Source organism: Pseudarthrobacter sp. As-47 (genome assembly GCF_058215595.1).
The window spans coordinates 1,125,663-1,142,808 of sequence record NZ_CM177088.1 but is presented as its reverse complement, the minus strand read 5'-3'; the positions used below and the strand labels follow the sequence as shown (position 1 = coordinate 1,142,808).

The following is a 17,146-nucleotide window of genomic DNA, read 5'->3' as shown; positions in this document are numbered from 1 at the left end:
CGTTTGGGCATTTTTTCACTTCTCCCGCCTGCGGCTGCCAAAAGTACCAACAGAATTTACCGGTATTGCAAATCTGAGATGCAGGCCACACGCTTCCTGCATGACTACTCTCACCGTCTCCGGCCGCGTGGCACAGGTTCTCAGCAGCTATGTCAGCGACGTCTTCGGCGTCATGGGCAACGGCAACGTCTACTTCCTGGACGCCGCGGAGAAGCAGGGCCTCCGCTTCACCACCGTCCGGCATGAAGGCGCCGCGATCGCCGCGGCCGACGCCTACTACCGGGCGTCGGGACGGCTCGCCGCGGGCACCACCACCTACGGCCCCGGCTACACCAACGCGCTCACCGCCCTCGCGGAGGCCGTCCAGGCGCAGATCCCCGTGGTGCTGGTCACCGGGGACGCCCCCACCAGCGGTGCCCGGCCGCAGGACGTGGACCAGGCGGCCATCGCCGCGGGCCTTGGCGCGGCGACCTTCACCGTCACCCGCGACACCGCAGGCGCCATCACCCGGCAGGCGGTGGAGTACGCACTCACCCGGCGCACCGCCGTCGTGCTTGCCATCCCCTACGACCTCGCGGCTCTCGAGGCCGCGGACGAGGACCTTCCCGAGACGCACGCAGCGAAGGTGACGGACGACGTCGACGGCGGCCTTGGGCAGGCAGCCCGCCTGCTCGCCGGTGCCAGGCGCCCGCTGATCCTGGCCGGCCGCGGTGCGCACCTCGCCGGTGCCGGCCCGGAGCTCCGGGAGCTCGCCGACCGGCTCGGCGCCCTGACCGCCGGAACCGCCCTGGCGCTCAACCTCCTCAATGGCGAGGGGTACCTGGGCGTGGCCGGCGGTTTCGGCACCGACACCGCGGCCGGGCTCATGGGCGAGGCGGACGTGGTCCTGGTGGCCGGGGCGAGCCTGAGCCCCTTCACCATGCGGTTCGGGCACCTGCTCGGCCCGGACAGCACGGTGATCCAGATCGACGCCGGCCTGCAGCAGACGCACCCGCGGGTGGACCTGTTCGTCAGCGCGGACGCGAAGACGGCTGCTTCGCGTCTGCTCCAGCTGCTGGATGGCGAGGCTGCGGCGGAAGGCTGGCGGGCGGAAGCCTCCACGCGTCTGACTGAAGGACCCGGCCACCAGCCGGGCTCGGACGAGACCCCGGACGGGCGGCTGGACCCGCGCGCCCTTGCCGCCGCGCTGGATGCCGTGCTGCCGGAGCGCCGCACGGTGGTCCAGGACGGCGGGCACTTCATCGGCTGGGCACCCATGTACTGGAACATTCCGCGGCCGCAGGACCTGGTGATGGTGGGGACCGCGTTCCAGTCCATCGGGCTGGGACTTGCCAGCGCCGTCGGGGCAGCCCGTGCGCTGGAGGACGGCCGCACCCTGGTGCTGGCCTCAGGCGACGGCGGTTTCCTGATGGGCCTGGCGGACCTCGAATCGCTCATCGGCGCGGCCCGTAGCGCGATAGTGGTGATCTACAACGACGCCGCCTACGGAGCCGAGATCCACCAGTACGGTTCGCAGGGCCTGACGGAAAAGCCCATGCTGATCCCAGAGGTGGACTTCAGCGGTGTTGCCCGGGCGCTGGGTGCCGAGTCGGCGGTCATCCGCTCGCTTGCGGACTTGTCCGCGCTGCAGGACTGGATCGATGCCGGCGCCAAGGGAACCTTCGTGGCCGACTGCCGGATCACCTCCGGCGTCCGCGCCCCGTGGCTGAGCGAATGGATGCAGGCCAAGCAGGAGGCGAAGGCTGCGGTGGCGGGGTAAACCCTGGTGCCGCCGGCGGAGCAGGCCTTGGGCTTCGTCCCCCTGCCTCGCGGACGGGACCGGGAATACAATAAGCCATGCCCGCGACCGGCCGGACTGTCTCCGCCGCGGTGCTGCTCGTCATAGGGGCAGGACTGGCGCTGCTGGCCGTGCTGGTCCACTACGGTTTCATGGCAATGTACGGCGATGTCACCGGATCCGCGTTCGAGGGGCTCACGTGGGGGTTGGCAGCCGGACCCTCCGGATTGGCGTTCGGCGTGGTCCTGGTGGTTGCCCTGATCGGCCTCATGCTCTCGACAAAACTGTGGATGCGGCTGACGGCCGTGGCCATCCCTGTCCTCATGCTGCTCTGGATGTTCGTTGTCACCCCCTTGGCGCTGGGGCAGAAGATGGCGAACCAGTTTGTTTCCGCTCCGCAATGCGTGTCCCAGGGCACCGGCGAGCCCATGGCCACCGCAGACCGTGAGGCCCAGGAGGTGTTCGATTCCATCGACCACGTCGGCCAATTCAAGGGTGGCGGCATGAGTGGTGTGGCCGGCTGTACCCGCTGGTTTGTGCTCCCGGGAGGCGTCGATGTGTTGCAGCACTATCGGACAGCGCTGCCCGCGGCCGGCTGGGACGTGGTGGAGGACGACGGGCGCCACCTGCGGGCGCACCTTGATGGCCGGGCGTTCGATGTGATGCCCTGTCCCGGAGGCGGTGTCATCTGGGCCGGAAGCGAGGACCAGCGCTCATACGGACAGGGAACGCCTGGACTGGCGGGCGCTGAAATTTGTCCCCACGATCTCTGACACAGCAGTTCAGGCCAGCCGTCTCAGGGAAGTGAAAGGTTGCGGGAGCCCCGCCTACACCGCCGTGCGGCGGGTGAAGACCAGATGCACCACCCCGCTCGGGGACGGAGTCGCTTCAATGTCGAAGCGTTCTTCGAGGCCCTCGAGTCCGTCCCAGAGCCGTTCACCCCGGCCCAGCAGGATCGGCACGAGGACACAATGCATGTGGTCTATGAGGCCGGCCTCGAGGAACTGCCGCACCGTACTGGCACCGCCGCCAATCCTGACGTCCATGCCGGGTGCAAGGGCACGGGCCTGTTCGAGGGCGGAGGCAGGGTCCGCGTCAACGAAATGGAAGGTTGTCCCGCCTTCCATTTCGAGGACCGGCCGGGGGTGGTGTGTCAGGACAACCACAGGAGTGTGGAACACAGGGTTATCGCCCCACCACCCCTTCCAGTCCTCGTTTTCCCAGGGACCGCGCTGGGGACCGAACTTGTTGCGCCCCATGATTTCGACGCCGACCCCGGGTCCCCACTGGCTGGCGAAAGCCTCGTCGACGCCGAAAGATCCCTCCGACTCCCCGTGGAGTCCCATCGCGCGGAAGGTCCGCGTCTCGAAGGCCCACTTAAGCAGCCGCGTGCCCGCGTGGCCGAAGGGGGCGTCCAGCTGCTGGCCCTCGCCGGTGCCGAAGCCATCGAGGGAGACCGAGAAGTTATGTACGCGGACAAGGGACATGGCGCCTCTCCTGAAGTGGTCGTTGGCTGTCACTGTAGGGCGGGCGGCGCCCACCGTTCAAGGGCTAATGCAGGAGTCTTTGGTGCTGCTGATCCCGGCGCCGGTACCCTGTTTCCCATGAGCACCCGAGACACCCCTGCACAGATCGGGGACCTGCCTTCCCTGGGCCGACCGGCCAACAGCGCCCTGCTGCAGGCAGGCATCACGACGCTGGCGCAGGTGGCGTCGCACGGTCCTGGTGAGCTGCTCGCCCTGCATGGCGTGGGGCCCAGGGCAATTCGACTCCTCGAAGCCGCGCTGCAAGAGCGCGGACTCGAGTTCACCGACCCTTCCTAGCGGACAAACGGACGTGACAGCCCCCCGGCTGAGCCCCCGGACCGCTGTACCGACGGCACCCAACCCGGACGCCGCCGTCGTGCTTATCAGTCCTTGGGTTCGTCGGCCGCTGCCTTACCATCATTCATGACTGGCTTGTCGTGGACCTTTTTCGGGGTCTTGCCCTCCACGTCTGCGGGGACGGGCGGGTCCTTCTCTTCATCAGTAGACATAGGCCAAGCCTAGGGCTGCATCCCGGCTGCCGCCTCCCGGACGCAAGACTGACGGCCACCCAATCATCCGGGTGGCCGTCAGTCCAGTGCTGGTGTTACTGCTCAGCTTCCGCGGCGGCGGCCGCCTTGACGGCGTCCTTCTCGGCGCGCAGAGCCTCAGCGTCGTGCTGTTCCTAGGCCTTCTCCTGGTGGATGACCACTGCGAAGAGCTTCTCCATCTCCTTGGCCACACCCGCAGCCGACGCCGGGTTCTGCCCGGTCACCAGGCGCTCGTCAACAACAACCTTTTCCTCGAAGACACCCGCGGAGACGTGGGTGGCGCCCTGCTCCTCAAGCCGGTCTGCCAGGAAGAACGGAATGACCTTGTCCTTGCCTGCAGCAACTTCCTCGTCATTGGTGAAGGCGGCCACCTTGCGGCCCTCCACGAGGCGCAGCCCGTTCTCCAGCTCCACGTTCAGCAGGCCCGCCGGTCCATGGCAGACCGCGCCCACCAGTCCGCCGTTGTTGTAGACGCTGGCCACCAGGTTCTGCAGGCCCTCGCTGTCCGGGAAGTCCCACATGGTGCCGTGGCCGCCCACGAGATAGACGGCGTCGTACTGCTCCGGATCAACAACGTCCACGCGGGCAGTGTTGTAGAGGCCGGCGCGGGTGGTCTCATCCTCCGTGAAGGCGACCTGGATGGGGTCTTTCGTGTCCACCTCATCGCGCGGCGGCTGCCCGCCCTGGATGGACGCAAAGTCGACGAAATGCCCGGAATCCTTGAACACCTTCCAGGGATGGGCAGCCTCGGCCACGTTGTAGCCGGTCTTCTCTCCCGTATCGCCGATCTCGGAAACGCTGGTCAAAACCATGAGGATTTTCTTCATGAAATGCTCCTTTCGTCCGCCTCCCACCCTACGCCCAGCCCGTTCCGCGGCCTTCGGGCTTAGATCAGGGCTGGCCTGTGGGGACGAGCCGGTACGCGAACCGGCTGTCCAGTCCCCCGGGGCCCATCGTGAGGTCCGCCCCTTCAGTGGCCAGCACCACCGGTGCCTTGAACACGCTCCCGCCGCAAGGGACCTGCACGGGGGCGAGGACTTCCGCTCCCTTCCAGGTGGAAACGGACAGCTCGGCTACCGGCAGTCCGGCACAGACCAGGTGCAGTTCATACTGGCCGGGCGGGGCCGACAGGCTGGCGGTGGTGGTGGTGTTCCCGCTGCCGGTGCCCCGCAGTTCGCCGGGCAAACCTGGTTGCAGCTGCTGTGCTGCCCAGTCTGAAAGGTCTTCGAGCTCCGATGCCCTGCGGTCAGGGTTGACCTGCACCTTGACGCCCGTTGCGGCGGGACTGCCCGTGGGCGGCACCGCGCTGATGGTGAGGGGCCCGCCGTCGTGCCTGACAAAGCGGTCCAGCGTGGAAGTGCACTCGAAACTGGTCACTTCCGGGACGCCGTCCGCCTTCACAAGGGTGAGCTTGGCCCCGTAGACCCCTGCGCAGGCGCCGGTGACCAGGTAGTCTCCGGGCGCCAGCTCAAGGGACAGCTTCCCGGCAGGTTCAGCCTCCGACGGCATGCCGGGGTCCGTAGGGGACGCGCCGAGCAAACGCGTGACTTCGTTGACGTTGTCCTTGAAGGACGCGGCCGACGGCGTTGCGGCCGGCGGGGATGAAGGTGCCGGCGGCTCGTCCGGGCCACTGTACTCACACCCCGCCAGCGACATGGCCAGAACGGCCGCAACCATGGACATTCTTATTCGCCGGACCGGCATCCCCCCAAGAGACATGACCCCGAGTCTACGGGTCCTGCCGCTCATGCCCAGGCACGGACTCCATGCTCGCTCCGCTGCCGGTCGCTGTCCCCGTGCGGTTCACCACTTTGCCCGGGGAACCGGAATACCGAAGCGCCGCCATGCCGTTGTGGCAGTCATGAAGGCAATTACTTACAACGCATACGGAAACCCGGACGTCCTCGAATTTGGCGATCAGCCCATGCCAAAAGTGGGGCCCGGCATGGTCCTGGTCAAAGTCAAGGCAGCCGCTGTCAACCCGGTGGACTGGAAGATCATGGCCGGAGGACTCGACGCCGTCATGGACCTGGAGTTCCCCGCCATCCCCGGCTGGGATGTGGCAGGGGTAGTGGAGTCGGTGGGCATCGACGCCCGGCAGTTCCAGCCCGGCGACGAGGTCATCGCCTACGGCCGCAAGGACTACGTCCACGGCGGAAGCTTTGCCGAGTACATCGCGCTGCCGGAGCGGCTCCTGGCCCGGAAGCCGGCCTCGCTCGGGTGGAACGAATCGGCAGGGCTGCCGCTGGCCGGACTGACCGCCTACCAGGTCCTCAACCGGCTGGGTCTGAAAGCAGGCGAAACCGTCCTGATCCACGGCGGTTCCGGAGGCGTGGGCTCCCTGGGCATCCAGATCGCAGTGGCCCTCGGCGCGAGTGTTATTGCCACGGCCTCGGAGAAGAACCACGAATTCCTCCGCTCCCTCGGAGCCGAGCCCGTTGCCTACGGGGAAGGCCTCGCGGACCGCGTACGGGCACTGCGCCCGGACGGCGTGGACGTTGTTGCCGACTTTGTGGGCGGGAATCTCGACGCAACCCTGGCGGTGCTGGCCGAGGGAGGCCGGCACGCCTCGATCGCGGACAGTGACGTGGAACAGCACGGGGGCGACTGGATGTGGGTCAATCCCGTGGGAACCGACCTTCAGGAACTCGCCGATCTGGTGGACAGCAGGAATATCCGTGTGGAAGTTGCCGGGGTCTTCCCACTGGACAAGGCCGCGGATGCCTTCCGCTCAAACATGGAGGGGCACACCCGCGGCAAGATTGTGGTTGCGGTAGACCAGGTTTCCTGACTCCAGCAACAGGTTGGCGCCGGGGCCGGGGCCAAGGCCCGGGCCGCCGTCGTCAATGTACGACGGCGGCCCGCTGGCCGGGTGCCGGGCCGCCCCGGTGTCCGAGTGCCATACTGAGCCATGGCTTTAGGGATGACCCGGGGTGGAACAGCGCTGAGGTACGCCGTGGTCTCGGTACTGCTGATCGCGGCCCAGGTGGGCAGCATGTGGTTTCATTCAGCCGGTGTCTACCAGGGAGACGCGAACGTTCCGCTCAGGAAATTCCCGGAGGACCTGGACGCCTTCTTCGTTCTGACTTTCGCCCCCACGATCGTCGGCCTCAAATACCTTGCCTACGACGCTGCCGTGAGGGCGTTCACCAAGGACTACAGGACCCCTGCACTGCTCCTCTGCTTCGGCGCCGGCTACGCGGCCGCCTTCGCGATGGACGTTGCCTGCCTCTTCGCGGCGTCCAGGCCCGTGTCCGATTCAGGGCTGGCCATCCTGGGCACAATCCTGCAGAGCCCGCTGGCCCTCGTGGCAGCCGGGGGCGTCATCGCCGCGACTGTCCTGCTGAAGGACAGGCCCCCGCACACCGGGGCCACCCGACCTTACGGACCCTAGGCAGCCGCCGTCGTCAATGTACGACGGCGGCCCGCTGGCTGTCTGCCAGGCTCCCCTACTGTCCCGGCGCCCGGTAGGTCGGCGTCTTCTTGGCGGCTTCGTCCAGGTCCTCCACCGTTAGGAGCGGCTTCAGGCGGACGTTGACGTTCCCGCTCGAATTGATCAGCAGCGACAGGGCCGCGGCACTTGCGTCGTCCGGCGCCTCGAAAACGCCCAGGACGTCGTAGTAGCCAAAGGCGTAGTAGAAGCTCTCCAGCGTTCCGCCGACGGACTTGAGGGCCTCCACCAGCGCCTCTCGCCGCTTGGTGCCGCCCTCCTGCATGAGCCCCTTGATTCCCTGGCCCACGTAGGTCGCTTCAAACAGATACTTCGGCATGATGTTTTCCTCCTGTGTTCGCGGTGCAGGAGCGGCCCAGATCCGGCCCTATATTCCATGGAAACGGGGTGTTGGGCCCCGATACCGCAGAAACTATTCCTCTGGCCCTTGGCCGTCAATATGCCGCGGAATACCATCACCTGACTGCCTGCTGATTCCGGGACTGCCCTGCCTGACCGCAGGGCAGGGACACTTGGCCCTACCCGTATCCGGCACCGCGGCACAGACTGAAACACACAGGCCATCAGGGCCTCACGCCCGCGGGCCCTGCACCAAATGCTTACCAAGCTGCGGGCTCTGAGGAACGTTCCACAATGCCAATCGCAGAAGGGCGCCACCCCCACCAAGGGCGGGCCGCACACACCAGGAGCGTACGGGGCGGCACCCTCCGGAGGGTCCTCCTGGCTGCCGGGCCGGTCTCCTCGCTGCTCTATGTGGTTGCCACGGACGGGCTGGCGGCATCCCGATGGGACGGGTACCTCCGCGCCGAACAGATGGTCAGCGAACTGTTCGCGGTGGGATCCCCCGGCCGCGAAGTCCTGGTCCCGTTCACGTGGCTCTACACAGCCCTGTTCGTCGCTTTCGGAGCAGGCGTGTGGATGTCCGTCCACGGGAACCGCGCCCTGCGCATCGCCGGCGGCCTGCTGACCGCGTACGGGCTGTGGAACATCATGGGAGCGTTGTACCCGCTGACGCTGGGAGACGAGACGTCCGTTCCCATGCACATCCTCGCCACCAACATCCAGCTCGCGCTGATGGTCGGCGCGATGTGCTTCGTGGCGGCGGGGTTCCACGGGCGGATGCGGTGGTACTCGATCCTCTCGCTCCTTGCCTCTGCGCTCATGGGCATGGTGGCGTTCATGGCAGCCCCGGGGCCGAACCTCGTGCTCGGCATCGGGGAGAGAATCAGCATCGGGGCGTTCCTGCTGTGGGTGGCAGTCCTCGCGGTGGCGCTGTGGAGGAGGCCGCTGCCCGTCCCTGTGGAGGAACGGCGCGATCAGTCCGCTCGTTGAGGGGTTATGGGAAAGCGCGCTGCCATCCTCGCGGGTTTGTTCGTGGCTGCAATTGCGGTGGCTGTAGGACTGTACCTGTTCCAGCCCTGGCGGATCTTCACGAGCTCCACCGTGACCGAGGACATCCCGTCCGCTGCCCCGTCACAGGAAGCAACAGCGGAGCCCAGCGCCCCTGCTGCATCCGCCACGCCCGACGCACCGGCCGGACCCGCCGCACCCGCCGCCCCGCGGGAACTGGCGACCGGCCAGCTCATCAGCCACGAACATGCCAGCTCCGGAACGGTGAGGATTCTTGAGCTCGCCGACGGGAGCCGGATCCTCCGGCTCGAGGGCCTTGACACCTCTGACGGGCCGGACCTGAAGGTGTGGCTGAGCGACGCCCCCGTCATCGAGGGCCTCGCAGGCTGGCACGTCTTCGACGACGGCGCCTACCTGGACCTGGGCGCGCTCAAAGCCAACAAAGGCGACCAAAACTACGAGATTCCGGCCGCAGCTGTTCTGGGCGACTACACCTCGGTCAGCATCTGGTGTGCCCGTTTCGCTGTGTCCTTCGCAGCTGCCGAGCTGAAGACGTGATCAGCCGGCCGCACCGACCGCAAAGCATCATCCGGCTGCTGCCGCATTAGGGCACTTCTCCCCTGTGCACCGGCCGCGTTGGGGGCTAGCCTGTTCGGCATCAGCGTCCACCGCCGTCGAGGAGCCGTTATGCCCGGGTTTGTGCAGATCATCGAATTCAGGACCTCCCGCATCGAGGAGATCGAGGAGCTGGGCCGTCCTTCACGAACCGGCGGAAGCACCCCGGCCACGTTCCGCAGCATTGTTGCCACCGCGGACCGGGACCATCCGGGGACCTACTTCACCATCGTCGAGTTCGATTCCTTCGACTCTGCCATGGAGAACTCCGGCCGGCCCGAGACGTCCGAGTTCGCGGCCAAGATGGCCAAACTCTGCGACGGACCCGTGATCTTCCACAACCTGGATGTCCTGTGGGAGGACACCGGCGACGGCGCGGACCACGGCTAGGGCCGGCCATGGCCTCTGAAGGTGCCGGGCAGGGCGGCGACGGCCCGGGCCTGGTTGTTGATCTCAGCCGGCTGGCATCAGCCTCGCTGGCCACGGCGGGCGGCAAGGCCCTCAACCTTGGACGGCTCGCCGCTGCGGATCTTCCGGTCCCGCCGGGTTTCTGCCTCACCACCGCCGGCTACCGGGCCGCCGCGCCCCCGGAACTGGACGCCATCGCAGCCCGCCTGGACGGCGCCGGGCTCGATGGGACTGGAGCGGGAAGCTTTGACGGGGCGCGGAGTCCTGAGGAGACGGGAAGGTACGACGGCGGCCGCGGACTTGCGGACGACGACCGGAACCATCTCGCGCTGCAAGCACGTGAGGCGGTGCTGGCGGCGTCTGTACCGCCCGGCGTCGAGGCCGCCGTCCGCGGCGCCTACGCCGCGCTGGGCAGCGGCCAGGTGGCGGTGCGCTCCTCCGCCACCGCCGAAGACCTCCCCTTCGCCAGCTTCGCAGGGCAGCAGGACTCCTTCATGGACGTGGACGGGGCTGACGCCGTCGTCCAGGCTGTCCGGCGCTGCTGGGCCTCCCTCTGGACGGACCGCGCCGTGGCCTACCGCTCCACGAACGGGATCAGCCACCGCGAGGTGGGCCTCGCCGTCGTGGTTCAACGCATGGTGGACGCAACCACGGCCGGCGTGCTGTTCACTGCCAACCCCGTGACCGGCACCCGGACCCAGACAGTCATCAATGCCAGCGCGGGGCCCGGACAGGCGGTGGTGTCCGGCGCCGTGAACCCGGACCACTTCGTGGTGGAAACGGCCTCGGGCCGGATCCTGCAGCAGCCAAAGGACCAACCGCCCACCCTGACCGGGGCGCAGCTTCGCGAACTGACCTCCCTCGGTGACGATGCCCAGCAGCTGTTCGGCGCACCCCAGGACGTGGAATGGGTGATCGACGGCGGCGGCAAAGCCTGGCTGACCCAGTCGCGGCCCATCACCACGCTGTACCCGCTGCCGGACGACGATCCGCTCAACGGCCAGGCCGCCCCAGACGCCACGGACGGCGCAGATACCCGCGTTTACCTGTGCGGGACACTGCTCCAGGGCCTCACGCGCCCCATCACCCCGATGGGCCTCTCCGTCCTGGGCCTCATGCGGGGCAGCAACAAAGGTCCGTGGAAATACGCGAACCCTGGATTGCGGATGTACGTGGAGCTCACGCCGATCTTCCGCAACAAATCCGGCCGCCAGGCACTGGAAAAAATGCTGCCCCTCGCGGACGGTCGGTCAGCCGCCGTCCTCCCTGCCCTCCTGGAGGATCCGCGGTTCAGCGTTACCCGGCCTCCCCGCAGGAAATCGGGCCGCAGGGGCAAAGCCGCACCGGCACGGAAGCAGGCCAAAGGCAGCGAAGGCACCCAGAGCCTGGGCCTGGTCCTGGGGCTCATCCCCGCCATGGTCCGGGCGCTGCTGTGGCCGGACCGGGAACTGCGGCGCGCGCAGCGGTACCAGGACCGCCTGGCGGACCAGCTGGTCCTCCCCCTGCCGGCCACCGCGGCCAGGCGGCTCCAGCACACCGAGGACATCCTGGCCACCTCCATCAATAAGCTGATCCAGGCCACGCTGCCGGCCCCGTCCGTGGGCTACCTGACGCTGGCCACGGCCCGCAGGCTCCTGCGCGGGATTGCCAAGCCGCGTGAACTTGAGGCTGTGCTGCGCGGGCTCCCCCACAACGTGACCACCATGATGGACCTGGAACTGTGGCATTTGGCGGAGTCCTTGGGCCGTGATCCGGAGGCCCGCCGTGCCTTCATGGAGCTGAAGCCCGGAGAGCTTGCCGCCCGCTACCGGGCGGGCACACTCCCCGTCCCAGCCCAGTCCGCGCTGCAGGCATTCCTGTCCACGTACGGCCACAGGGCCGTGGCGGAGATCGACCTGGGCATGCCCAGGTGGTCCGAGGAACCGGACCACATCCTCGGAATGGTCTCCAACTATCTCCGTGTGGAGGACCCCGAACTGGCCCCGGACCGCCAGTTCGCCAGGGCCGCCGAGCACGCCGAGGCCCGGATCAGCGAGCTGGTGGAGCGTGCCGGGGCAAAGAGCCGGCTGCGGGGGCGGCTGGTGGCGCTGTGCCTGCGCCGCACACGGCAGCTCGCCGGCCTGCGGGAACTGCCCAAATTCTGCATCGTGCTGGTGCTCGCGGAGATGCACCGGCAGCTGGCGGAGGTGGGCGCCGAACTGGTGAAGAACGGCACCCTCGGCGCCGCCGGCGACGCGTTCTTCCTGGACTTCGACGAACTCCGCGTGGGCCTCCGCGGCGCGGACCTGAGAGGCATCGTCGCCGCCCGCCGCCGGCTGTACGACGTCGAACTCCGCCGGCGGCGCGTCCCGCGCCTTCTGCTCTCGGACGGCACGGACGTGGAGGCTGCCATGATGGCGGCAGAGGCCGCCAAGCCCCGACCGGCTTCCGCGGACCGCCTGGCCGGGACGCCGGCTTCCGCGGGCACCGCCACCGGGAAGGTCAGGGTGGTGATGGATCCTGTGGGCGCCCACCTGGAACCCGGGGAAATCCTGGTGGCGCCCTCCACCGATCCCGGCTGGACGCCGCTGTTCATGACCGCAGGCGCGCTGGTGATGGAGATGGGCGGCGTCATCTCGCACGGTGCGGTGGTGGCCCGCGAGTACGGCATCCCCGCGGTGGTGGGTGTTGCCGACGCCACCACGCGGCTGCAGGACGGCCAGAGCATCACGGTGGACGGTGCCGCCGGTACCGTGACCTGGTGAGGCCGTTCACCGGGCGTTCCGGTTCCCGTTCCTGGTGGGTTCCGCCAGCCCTGCGCGGTTACAGGAGGGAGTGGCTGCGCCACGACCTGCTGGCGGGCACCGCGCTGTTCGCGATCCTGGTGCCCGCGGGCATGGCGTACGCCCAGGCCGCCGGCCTGCCACCGGTGACCGGCCTGTACGCGACGGTGGTGCCCCTTATTGTCTACGCAATTGTCGGGCCGTCACGCGTGCTGGTGCTGGGGCCGGATTCGTCGCTGGCCCCGATGATCGTTGCGGCCCTTGTTCCCCTGGCCGCGGCCAACGATCAGAAATCCGTGGCCCTTGCGGGCCTCCTGGCCATTCTGATCGGCGCCATTCTGCTGTGCGGTTCGGCGCTGCGGCTGGGAATCGTCACGGGACTCCTGTCCAAGCCCATCCGGCTGGGCTACCTCAACGGCATCGCCTTGCTGGTGGCCGTGTCCCAGGTTCCCACCCTCCTGGGGATCTCCGTGGAAGGCGGCACGCCCTGGGAACGACTCATCGCCGCGGTACCCAAGGTTCTCGCCGGTGAGACCAACATGGTGGCACTGCTGATTGGCCTGGCCTCGCTGGCGCTCATCGTGGTCCCCCGCTGGCTGAAATGGAGAATACCGGGCGTGCTCCTTGCCGTGGTCGCGTCCTGCATCGCAGTGGCCCTGCTGGAGCTCCAGGGGCGCGTCAAGGTGACGGGCGCCCTCCCCCAGGGACTCCCCGCACCGGCCCTCGGCGGCATCGGCTGGGCCGACGTCCTGGCGCTGCTGCCCGCGGCCGCGGCCATCGCCCTGATCGTCTTTGTTGACACCGGAACCCTGTCCCAGTCCCTCGCCGCGGCGGAGGACAAGAGGGTCTCCGGCAACCATGAGATGGCTGCCCTCGGCGCGGCCAACGCCGCCAGCGGCCTGCTGGGCGGCTTCCCGATCTCGGCCAGTACGTCCCGCACCCCTGTCGCCGTCGAGTCAGGGGCGAAAACCCAGGTCACCGGGGTGGTGGGTGCCGCCCTGGTGCTCGGCTTCATGCTCCTGGCGCCCGGCACCACCGAGTTCCTGCCGTCCGCCACCCTCGCCGCCATTGTTATTGCCGCAGCCGCAGCACTGGCCGACCCTGCAGGCGTGCGGCGGCTCATCGGCATGAGCCGCAGCGAGTCGCTGGTGATGCTCGCCGCGTTCCTGGGTGTAACCATCCTGGGCGTCCTCACGGGCATCGCCGTGGCCGTTGGGCTGGCAATCCTGGACTTCCTGCGGCGGGCCTGGGAGCCCTACCGCGCTGAACTGGTGGACGTGCCGGGGGTGCCCGGATACCACGACGTGAGCCGCCATCCGGACGGGGAACGCATTCCCGGCATGCTGATCCTGCGCTTCGACGCACCGCTGTTCTTCGGCAACGGGGCACTCCTGGGGTCCTTCGTGCGCAACAAGCTGGACCAGGCGCCGCCCGGCACCGAACGCGTGGTGCTGGCGGCAGAGCCCGTGACCGGAATCGACACCACCGCACTGGATGAGCTGGTGCAGCTTGACGAATGGCTGGAACGGCACGGCGTGGACCTGGTGTTTGCCGAACTCAAGGGTCCGGTCAAGGACAGGCTGCTGCAGTACGGCATGGGCGCCCGCTTCTCGCCCGAGCACTTCTACCCGACAGTGAGCGAGGCTGTGCGGGCGTTCCAGCGGCGCTGACCGCAGGATCCCCTACCCGAACAGCGCCGCCACCCGGGTCAGGGTCTGGTAGATCCCGTACGCCAGCGGGACACCCACCAGCGCCCAGGCCACGGCGAGCTTACCGGTGGACATTGTGGCGGGCGCCTTCGCGCCGGGGTTGTGTGCGGTGCTCATCTCAGGCCTCCATGGCAGGTTCGTGTGTCCGTCCGCGGTCCGGGCGGGGTTCGTGGAATCGTGCGTCCACCGGTTTGACCATCAGGTTGGCCAGGAAGCCGATCACCAGCAGCACCACCATGGTCAGCAGAGCCGGCTGGTAGGACACGGCGTTCAGCTGGCCGGGCTTGCCCTGGGCGTCCAGGAACGCGTTGACGATCAGCGGCCCGGCCACGCCGGCGGCGGACCAGGCGGTCAGCAGCCGGCCGTGGATGGCCCCCACCTGGTAGGTCCCGAAGAGGTCCCGCAGGTAGGCCGGCACGGTGGCGAAACCGCCGCCGTAGAAGGAGATGATGACGAACGCCAGCGCGACGTAGAGGACCGTGGTGGTGGACCCGGCCAGCGCCAGCACCGTGTAGAGCACGGCGCCGACGCCCAGGTACACCATGTAGATGCGCTTGCGGCCGGTGACGTCGGAGGTGGCGGACCAGGCGAAGCGTCCTGCCATGTTGCCGATGGAGAGAAGCCCCACGAAGCCCGCGGCGACGGCGGCACTCACCAGGGAGACGCCGTCGGACTGGCGGAAGAAGTCCTGGATCATGGGCGCTGCCTGCTCCAGGATGCCGATGCCCGCGGTCACGTTGCAGAACAGCGCGATCCACACCAGCCAGAACTGCCTGGTCTTGACGGCATTCTTGGCCGAGACGTTCTCGGTGGTGACCAGTTTGGCGGCCTTGACCTTGGCGGGGTCGAACCCGGCCGGTTTCCAGCCGTCCGCGGGGACTTTGATGGTGAAGGCGCCGAACAGCATGTAGGCGAGGTAGACGACGGCGAGCGTCAGGAAGAGCCTGCCCACGGCATCGCCGCTGGCCACCCAGTCCTTGGCGCCGGAGTTGGGATCGTACATTTTGAGCAGCGCCGTGGAGACGGGGCTGGCGATCAGCGCGCCGCCGCCGAAGCCCATGATGGCCATGCCGGTGGCCAGGCCCGGGCGGTCCGGGAACCACTTGATCAGGGTGGACACCGGCGAGATGTATCCGATGCCCAGGCCGATGCCGCCCACCACGCCGTAGCCGAGGTATACGAGCCAGAGCTGCTGCGTGAAGATGCCGAGCGAACCGATCAGGAAGCCGCCCGCCCAGAACATGGCGGACGTGAACATGGCCTTGCGCGGGCCGTTCCGGTCCACCCAGGTGCCCATGATGGCGGCGGACAGGCCCAGCATCACGATGGCGATGGAGAAGATCACGCCGATCTCGGTCAGGCTGGCGCCGAAGTGCTTGACCAGTGCCGTCTTGTACACGCTCGTGGCATAGGCCTGGCCGATGCAGAGGTGGACGGCGAGCGCCGCGGGCGGCACCAGCCAGCGGTTGAATCCCGGCGGGGCAACGGTTCGTTCTCGGTCCAGCCAGCCCATGGTGCTCCCTTGCTCGTCAAAGACGTCAGTGTCCTGTAGCTGCCGCAGCGCATACCCCTCCAGAGGAGAAAGTCCCTCTTACGCCGCTGCGGCCTCCGGCAATCATGGGGCAGATAGTAAGCAAACGTATCTTTAATGCGGTGGGCGGTAGGTAATCCGCGACGAACGGCGCCGCCGGAGCGCGGCGACAAGGAAGGCGGCTCCAGCCAGCACCAGCGCACCAGCACCGGCGGCGACGGCAGGAAGCCCGATATCGAGGGAACCCCTGGCGACGACAGCGCCCTCGGATGGAGGCGCTGAATTAGTGGCGGTGGCCGCCTCCGGGTCTCCCGTGCCCGCGGCGGCCGCAGCGGCGGAACCGTCCGGTCCGCCGTCGAACACGGTGACTGTCTTGCTTCCCCTGTTGACCACGGCCACCGAACCATCGGCCGCAATCGCCAGGCGGCCGGGGTCCCTGCCCGTGGGAAGCGTTTGGGCCACTGCATCAGCGCCGGGCGGGATCACCGAGACTGTGTTGTCCACACTGTTGGTCACGTACACCGTTCCGTCCGGACCGGCCGCCACCTCCTGCGGTCCGCGGCCCACCCTGATCCGTTGCGACACGGTGGTGCCGGCGGGCTCGATGACGGCGACGTCGCCGGAGAGGACGTTCGCCACGTAGACAGTTCCATCCGGCGCGACGGCGATGCCGTGCGGGCTGGACGTCCTGCCCACGTCAATGGTGTGCGAGGGGCCTGCGGCACCGGCGGGAATCACGGTGACGGTCCCGGCGTGCTGGTTGGCAGCGTAGGCTGTGCCGTCCCTGGCCACCGCCACCTCCACCGGGAAGGGGCCGGCGTCCAGGACGCGCTTCACCCGGGTTCCACCCGGCGGCACCACCGAAACGGTCCCCTCGGAGGGACTGGCCACATACAGCGACCCGTCCGGTGCTGCCGCCAGCCAATGGTTGCCCTGCGTCAACGGAATGGTCGCGGACACCCCGCTGGCACCGGGCGCCACGACTCCCAGCTCCGTCTGCTGGGACTCGGTGTGCTGGAGCACGTAGACCGTTCCGCCGGCAGTGACGGCCAGGGACGTTGAAAAGTGGCCCACCGTGATGTGACGGGGGGCCTGGGCCTCGCCAGGCTGGTGGACGCTGACGCCGCCCACCCAGTTGTAGTCGCTGACGTACAGCGCCCCGTCGGGACCGTACGCAATGCCCAACGGCTGCCCGACGGCGTCAATCACCGTGGCATCGGCGGCGGACGCCGGAACGGCTACGACGGCGGATGCGAGCAAGATTGCGGCGCCGGCCAGCAGCGCCGTCCGGACGGAAGAGACCATGCCGGCGGCACGGCGGAACAGCTTGTGAAGCACGGTGTTTCCCCCAAAACTGCTGCCGACCCCCGCGGCAACCCTCCGATCCTACCGCCGGCCGCCGGGTTCGGAACCTGACTTTGGACCCATGGCCAGCCGCCGCCTGCAGTGCCAGTATGTGAGCATCAGGT

17 protein-coding genes and 1 pseudogene are annotated in these 17,146 nt (G+C 68.2%); 10 read left to right on the top strand and 8 right to left on the bottom strand.

All coding sequences use genetic code 11. The features are described 5' to 3' along the window. The first annotated feature begins 100 nt into the window (after positions 1-100). Positions 101-1,759 (top strand): thiamine pyrophosphate-binding protein, encoded by a 1,659-nt coding sequence (locus AC4BCK_RS05350; protein WP_490566689.1) that lies wholly within the window; start codon positions 101-103, stop codon positions 1,757-1,759. A gap of 77 nt (positions 1,760-1,836) precedes the next feature. Next, positions 1,837-2,550 carry a hypothetical protein gene (locus AC4BCK_RS05345; protein ID WP_490566688.1) on the top strand — a complete coding sequence of 238 codons (714 nt, stop codon included), beginning with the start codon at positions 1,837-1,839 and terminating at the stop codon, positions 2,548-2,550. 54 nt (positions 2,551-2,604) lie between these two features. Here AC4BCK_RS05345 and AC4BCK_RS05340 read toward each other — a convergent pair whose 3' ends face one another. Beyond that, on the bottom strand, positions 2,605-3,264 hold the full coding sequence (locus AC4BCK_RS05340) for a dihydrofolate reductase family protein (protein ID WP_490566687.1): 660 nt from the start codon (positions 3,262-3,264) through the stop codon (positions 2,605-2,607). Positions 3,265-3,381: 117 nt separating this feature from the next. On the opposite strand from AC4BCK_RS05340, the gene AC4BCK_RS05335 reads away from it, so the two are divergent. Continuing rightward, positions 3,382-3,600: a helix-hairpin-helix domain-containing protein gene (locus AC4BCK_RS05335; protein ID WP_490566686.1), complete on the top strand. Its 219-nt coding sequence runs from the start codon at positions 3,382-3,384 to the stop codon at positions 3,598-3,600. 86 nt (positions 3,601-3,686) lie between these two features. Here AC4BCK_RS05335 and AC4BCK_RS05330 read toward each other — a convergent pair whose 3' ends face one another. From AC4BCK_RS05330 to AC4BCK_RS05320, 3 genes and pseudogenes are all read right to left on the bottom strand, one after another. Continuing rightward, complete coding sequence (locus tag AC4BCK_RS05330) at positions 3,687-3,812, bottom strand: hypothetical protein (protein ID WP_400575544.1); 126 nt, start codon at positions 3,810-3,812, stop codon at positions 3,687-3,689. Positions 3,813-3,907: 95 nt separating this feature from the next. Next, positions 3,908-4,678: pseudogene (locus tag AC4BCK_RS05325) on the bottom strand (type 1 glutamine amidotransferase domain-containing protein). Between the two features lie 64 nt (positions 4,679-4,742). Continuing rightward, a complete protein-coding gene (locus AC4BCK_RS05320) occupies positions 4,743-5,528 on the bottom strand; it encodes a hypothetical protein (RefSeq protein ID WP_490566685.1) in 786 nt (261 codons plus the stop codon). Positions 5,529-5,712: 184 nt separating this feature from the next. Here AC4BCK_RS05320 and AC4BCK_RS05315 point away from each other — a divergent pair, with 184 nt between their 5' ends. Both AC4BCK_RS05315 and AC4BCK_RS05310 read left to right on the top strand, forming a co-directional pair. After that, positions 5,713-6,642: an NADP-dependent oxidoreductase gene (locus tag AC4BCK_RS05315; RefSeq protein WP_364271962.1), complete on the top strand. Its 930-nt coding sequence runs from the start codon at positions 5,713-5,715 to the stop codon at positions 6,640-6,642. Positions 6,643-6,762: 120 nt separating this feature from the next. Beyond that, the gene (locus AC4BCK_RS05310) at positions 6,763-7,245 is read left to right on the top strand and encodes a hypothetical protein (protein ID WP_400639329.1); all 483 of its coding nucleotides are present in this window, start codon (positions 6,763-6,765) and stop codon (positions 7,243-7,245) included. Positions 7,246-7,300: 55 nt separating this feature from the next. Here the strand turns inward: AC4BCK_RS05310 and AC4BCK_RS05305 are convergent, their stop codons facing one another. Continuing rightward, positions 7,301-7,621 carry a GYD domain-containing protein gene (locus tag AC4BCK_RS05305; protein WP_104186321.1) on the bottom strand — a complete coding sequence of 107 codons (321 nt, stop codon included), beginning with the start codon at positions 7,619-7,621 and terminating at the stop codon, positions 7,301-7,303. 314 nt (positions 7,622-7,935) lie between these two features. Here AC4BCK_RS05305 and AC4BCK_RS05300 point away from each other — a divergent pair, with 314 nt between their 5' ends. The 5 genes from AC4BCK_RS05300 (at position 7,936) to AC4BCK_RS05280 (ending at position 14,107) form a co-directional block, all read left to right on the top strand. After that, on the top strand, positions 7,936-8,634 hold the full coding sequence (locus AC4BCK_RS05300) for a DUF998 domain-containing protein (protein WP_490566684.1): 699 nt from the start codon (positions 7,936-7,938) through the stop codon (positions 8,632-8,634). 6 nt (positions 8,635-8,640) lie between these two features. Further along, entirely contained in the window at positions 8,641-9,210 is a 570-nt protein-coding gene (locus tag AC4BCK_RS05295) for a DM13 domain-containing protein (protein ID WP_490566683.1), read from the top strand. 129 nt (positions 9,211-9,339) lie between these two features. Beyond that, positions 9,340-9,657, top strand: a complete 318-nt coding sequence (locus AC4BCK_RS05290) for a hypothetical protein (protein ID WP_310112404.1) — start codon at positions 9,340-9,342, stop codon at positions 9,655-9,657. A gap of 8 nt (positions 9,658-9,665) precedes the next feature. Then, positions 9,666-12,419 (top strand): PEP/pyruvate-binding domain-containing protein, encoded by a 2,754-nt coding sequence (locus AC4BCK_RS05285; protein WP_490566682.1) that lies wholly within the window; start codon positions 9,666-9,668, stop codon positions 12,417-12,419. Further along, entirely contained in the window at positions 12,416-14,107 is a 1,692-nt protein-coding gene (locus tag AC4BCK_RS05280) for a SulP family inorganic anion transporter (protein WP_490566681.1), read from the top strand. Before AC4BCK_RS05285 ends, AC4BCK_RS05280 begins: the two co-directional genes overlap by 4 nt. Positions 14,108-14,119: 12 nt before the next feature. Here the strand turns inward: AC4BCK_RS05280 and AC4BCK_RS05275 are convergent, their stop codons facing one another. The 3 genes from AC4BCK_RS05275 to AC4BCK_RS05265 all read right to left on the bottom strand — a co-directional run bounded on the left by AC4BCK_RS05275 (position 14,120) and on the right by AC4BCK_RS05265 (position 17,015). Further along, positions 14,120-14,263: an MFS transporter small subunit gene (locus AC4BCK_RS05275; RefSeq protein WP_174175771.1), complete on the bottom strand. Its 144-nt coding sequence runs from the start codon at positions 14,261-14,263 to the stop codon at positions 14,120-14,122. A 1-nt stretch (position 14,264) separates the two neighbouring features. Continuing rightward, positions 14,265-15,659 (bottom strand): OFA family MFS transporter, encoded by a 1,395-nt coding sequence (locus AC4BCK_RS05270; protein WP_174175773.1) that lies wholly within the window; start codon positions 15,657-15,659, stop codon positions 14,265-14,267. Positions 15,660-15,791: 132 nt separating this feature from the next. Next, positions 15,792-17,015, bottom strand: coding sequence for a virginiamycin B lyase family protein (locus tag AC4BCK_RS05265; protein WP_490566680.1), 1,224 nt, complete (start codon positions 17,013-17,015; stop codon positions 15,792-15,794). Positions 17,016-17,146: the final 131 nt, after the last annotated feature.

Coding starts and splice junctions, on each gene's coding strand:
- AC4BCK_RS05345 (WP_490566688.1), top strand. CDS start 1,837: ATGCCCGCGACCGGCCGGACTGTCTCCGCCGCGGTGCTGCTCGTCATA.
- AC4BCK_RS05290 (WP_310112404.1), top strand. CDS start 9,340: ATGCCCGGGTTTGTGCAGATCATCGAATTCAGGACCTCCCGCATCGAG.
- AC4BCK_RS05295 (WP_490566683.1), top strand. CDS start 8,641: ATGGGAAAGCGCGCTGCCATCCTCGCGGGTTTGTTCGTGGCTGCAATT.
- AC4BCK_RS05320 (WP_490566685.1), bottom strand. CDS start 5,528: ATGGTTGCGGCCGTTCTGGCCATGTCGCTGGCGGGGTGTGAGTACAGT.
- AC4BCK_RS05275 (WP_174175771.1), bottom strand. CDS start 14,263: ATGAGCACCGCACACAACCCCGGCGCGAAGGCGCCCGCCACAATGTCC.
- AC4BCK_RS05335 (WP_490566686.1), top strand. CDS start 3,382: ATGAGCACCCGAGACACCCCTGCACAGATCGGGGACCTGCCTTCCCTG.
- AC4BCK_RS05305 (WP_104186321.1), bottom strand. CDS start 7,621: ATGCCGAAGTATCTGTTTGAAGCGACCTACGTGGGCCAGGGAATCAAG.
- AC4BCK_RS05350 (WP_490566689.1), top strand. CDS start 101: ATGACTACTCTCACCGTCTCCGGCCGCGTGGCACAGGTTCTCAGCAGC.
- AC4BCK_RS05310 (WP_400639329.1), top strand. CDS start 6,763: ATGGCTTTAGGGATGACCCGGGGTGGAACAGCGCTGAGGTACGCCGTG.
- AC4BCK_RS05270 (WP_174175773.1), bottom strand. CDS start 15,659: ATGGGCTGGCTGGACCGAGAACGAACCGTTGCCCCGCCGGGATTCAAC.
- AC4BCK_RS05340 (WP_490566687.1), bottom strand. CDS start 3,264: ATGTCCCTTGTCCGCGTACATAACTTCTCGGTCTCCCTCGATGGCTTC.
- AC4BCK_RS05300 (WP_490566684.1), top strand. CDS start 7,936: ATGCCAATCGCAGAAGGGCGCCACCCCCACCAAGGGCGGGCCGCACAC.
- AC4BCK_RS05285 (WP_490566682.1), top strand. CDS start 9,666: ATGGCCTCTGAAGGTGCCGGGCAGGGCGGCGACGGCCCGGGCCTGGTT.
- AC4BCK_RS05315 (WP_364271962.1), top strand. CDS start 5,713: ATGAAGGCAATTACTTACAACGCATACGGAAACCCGGACGTCCTCGAA.
- AC4BCK_RS05330 (WP_400575544.1), bottom strand. CDS start 3,812: ATGTCTACTGATGAAGAGAAGGACCCGCCCGTCCCCGCAGACGTGGAG.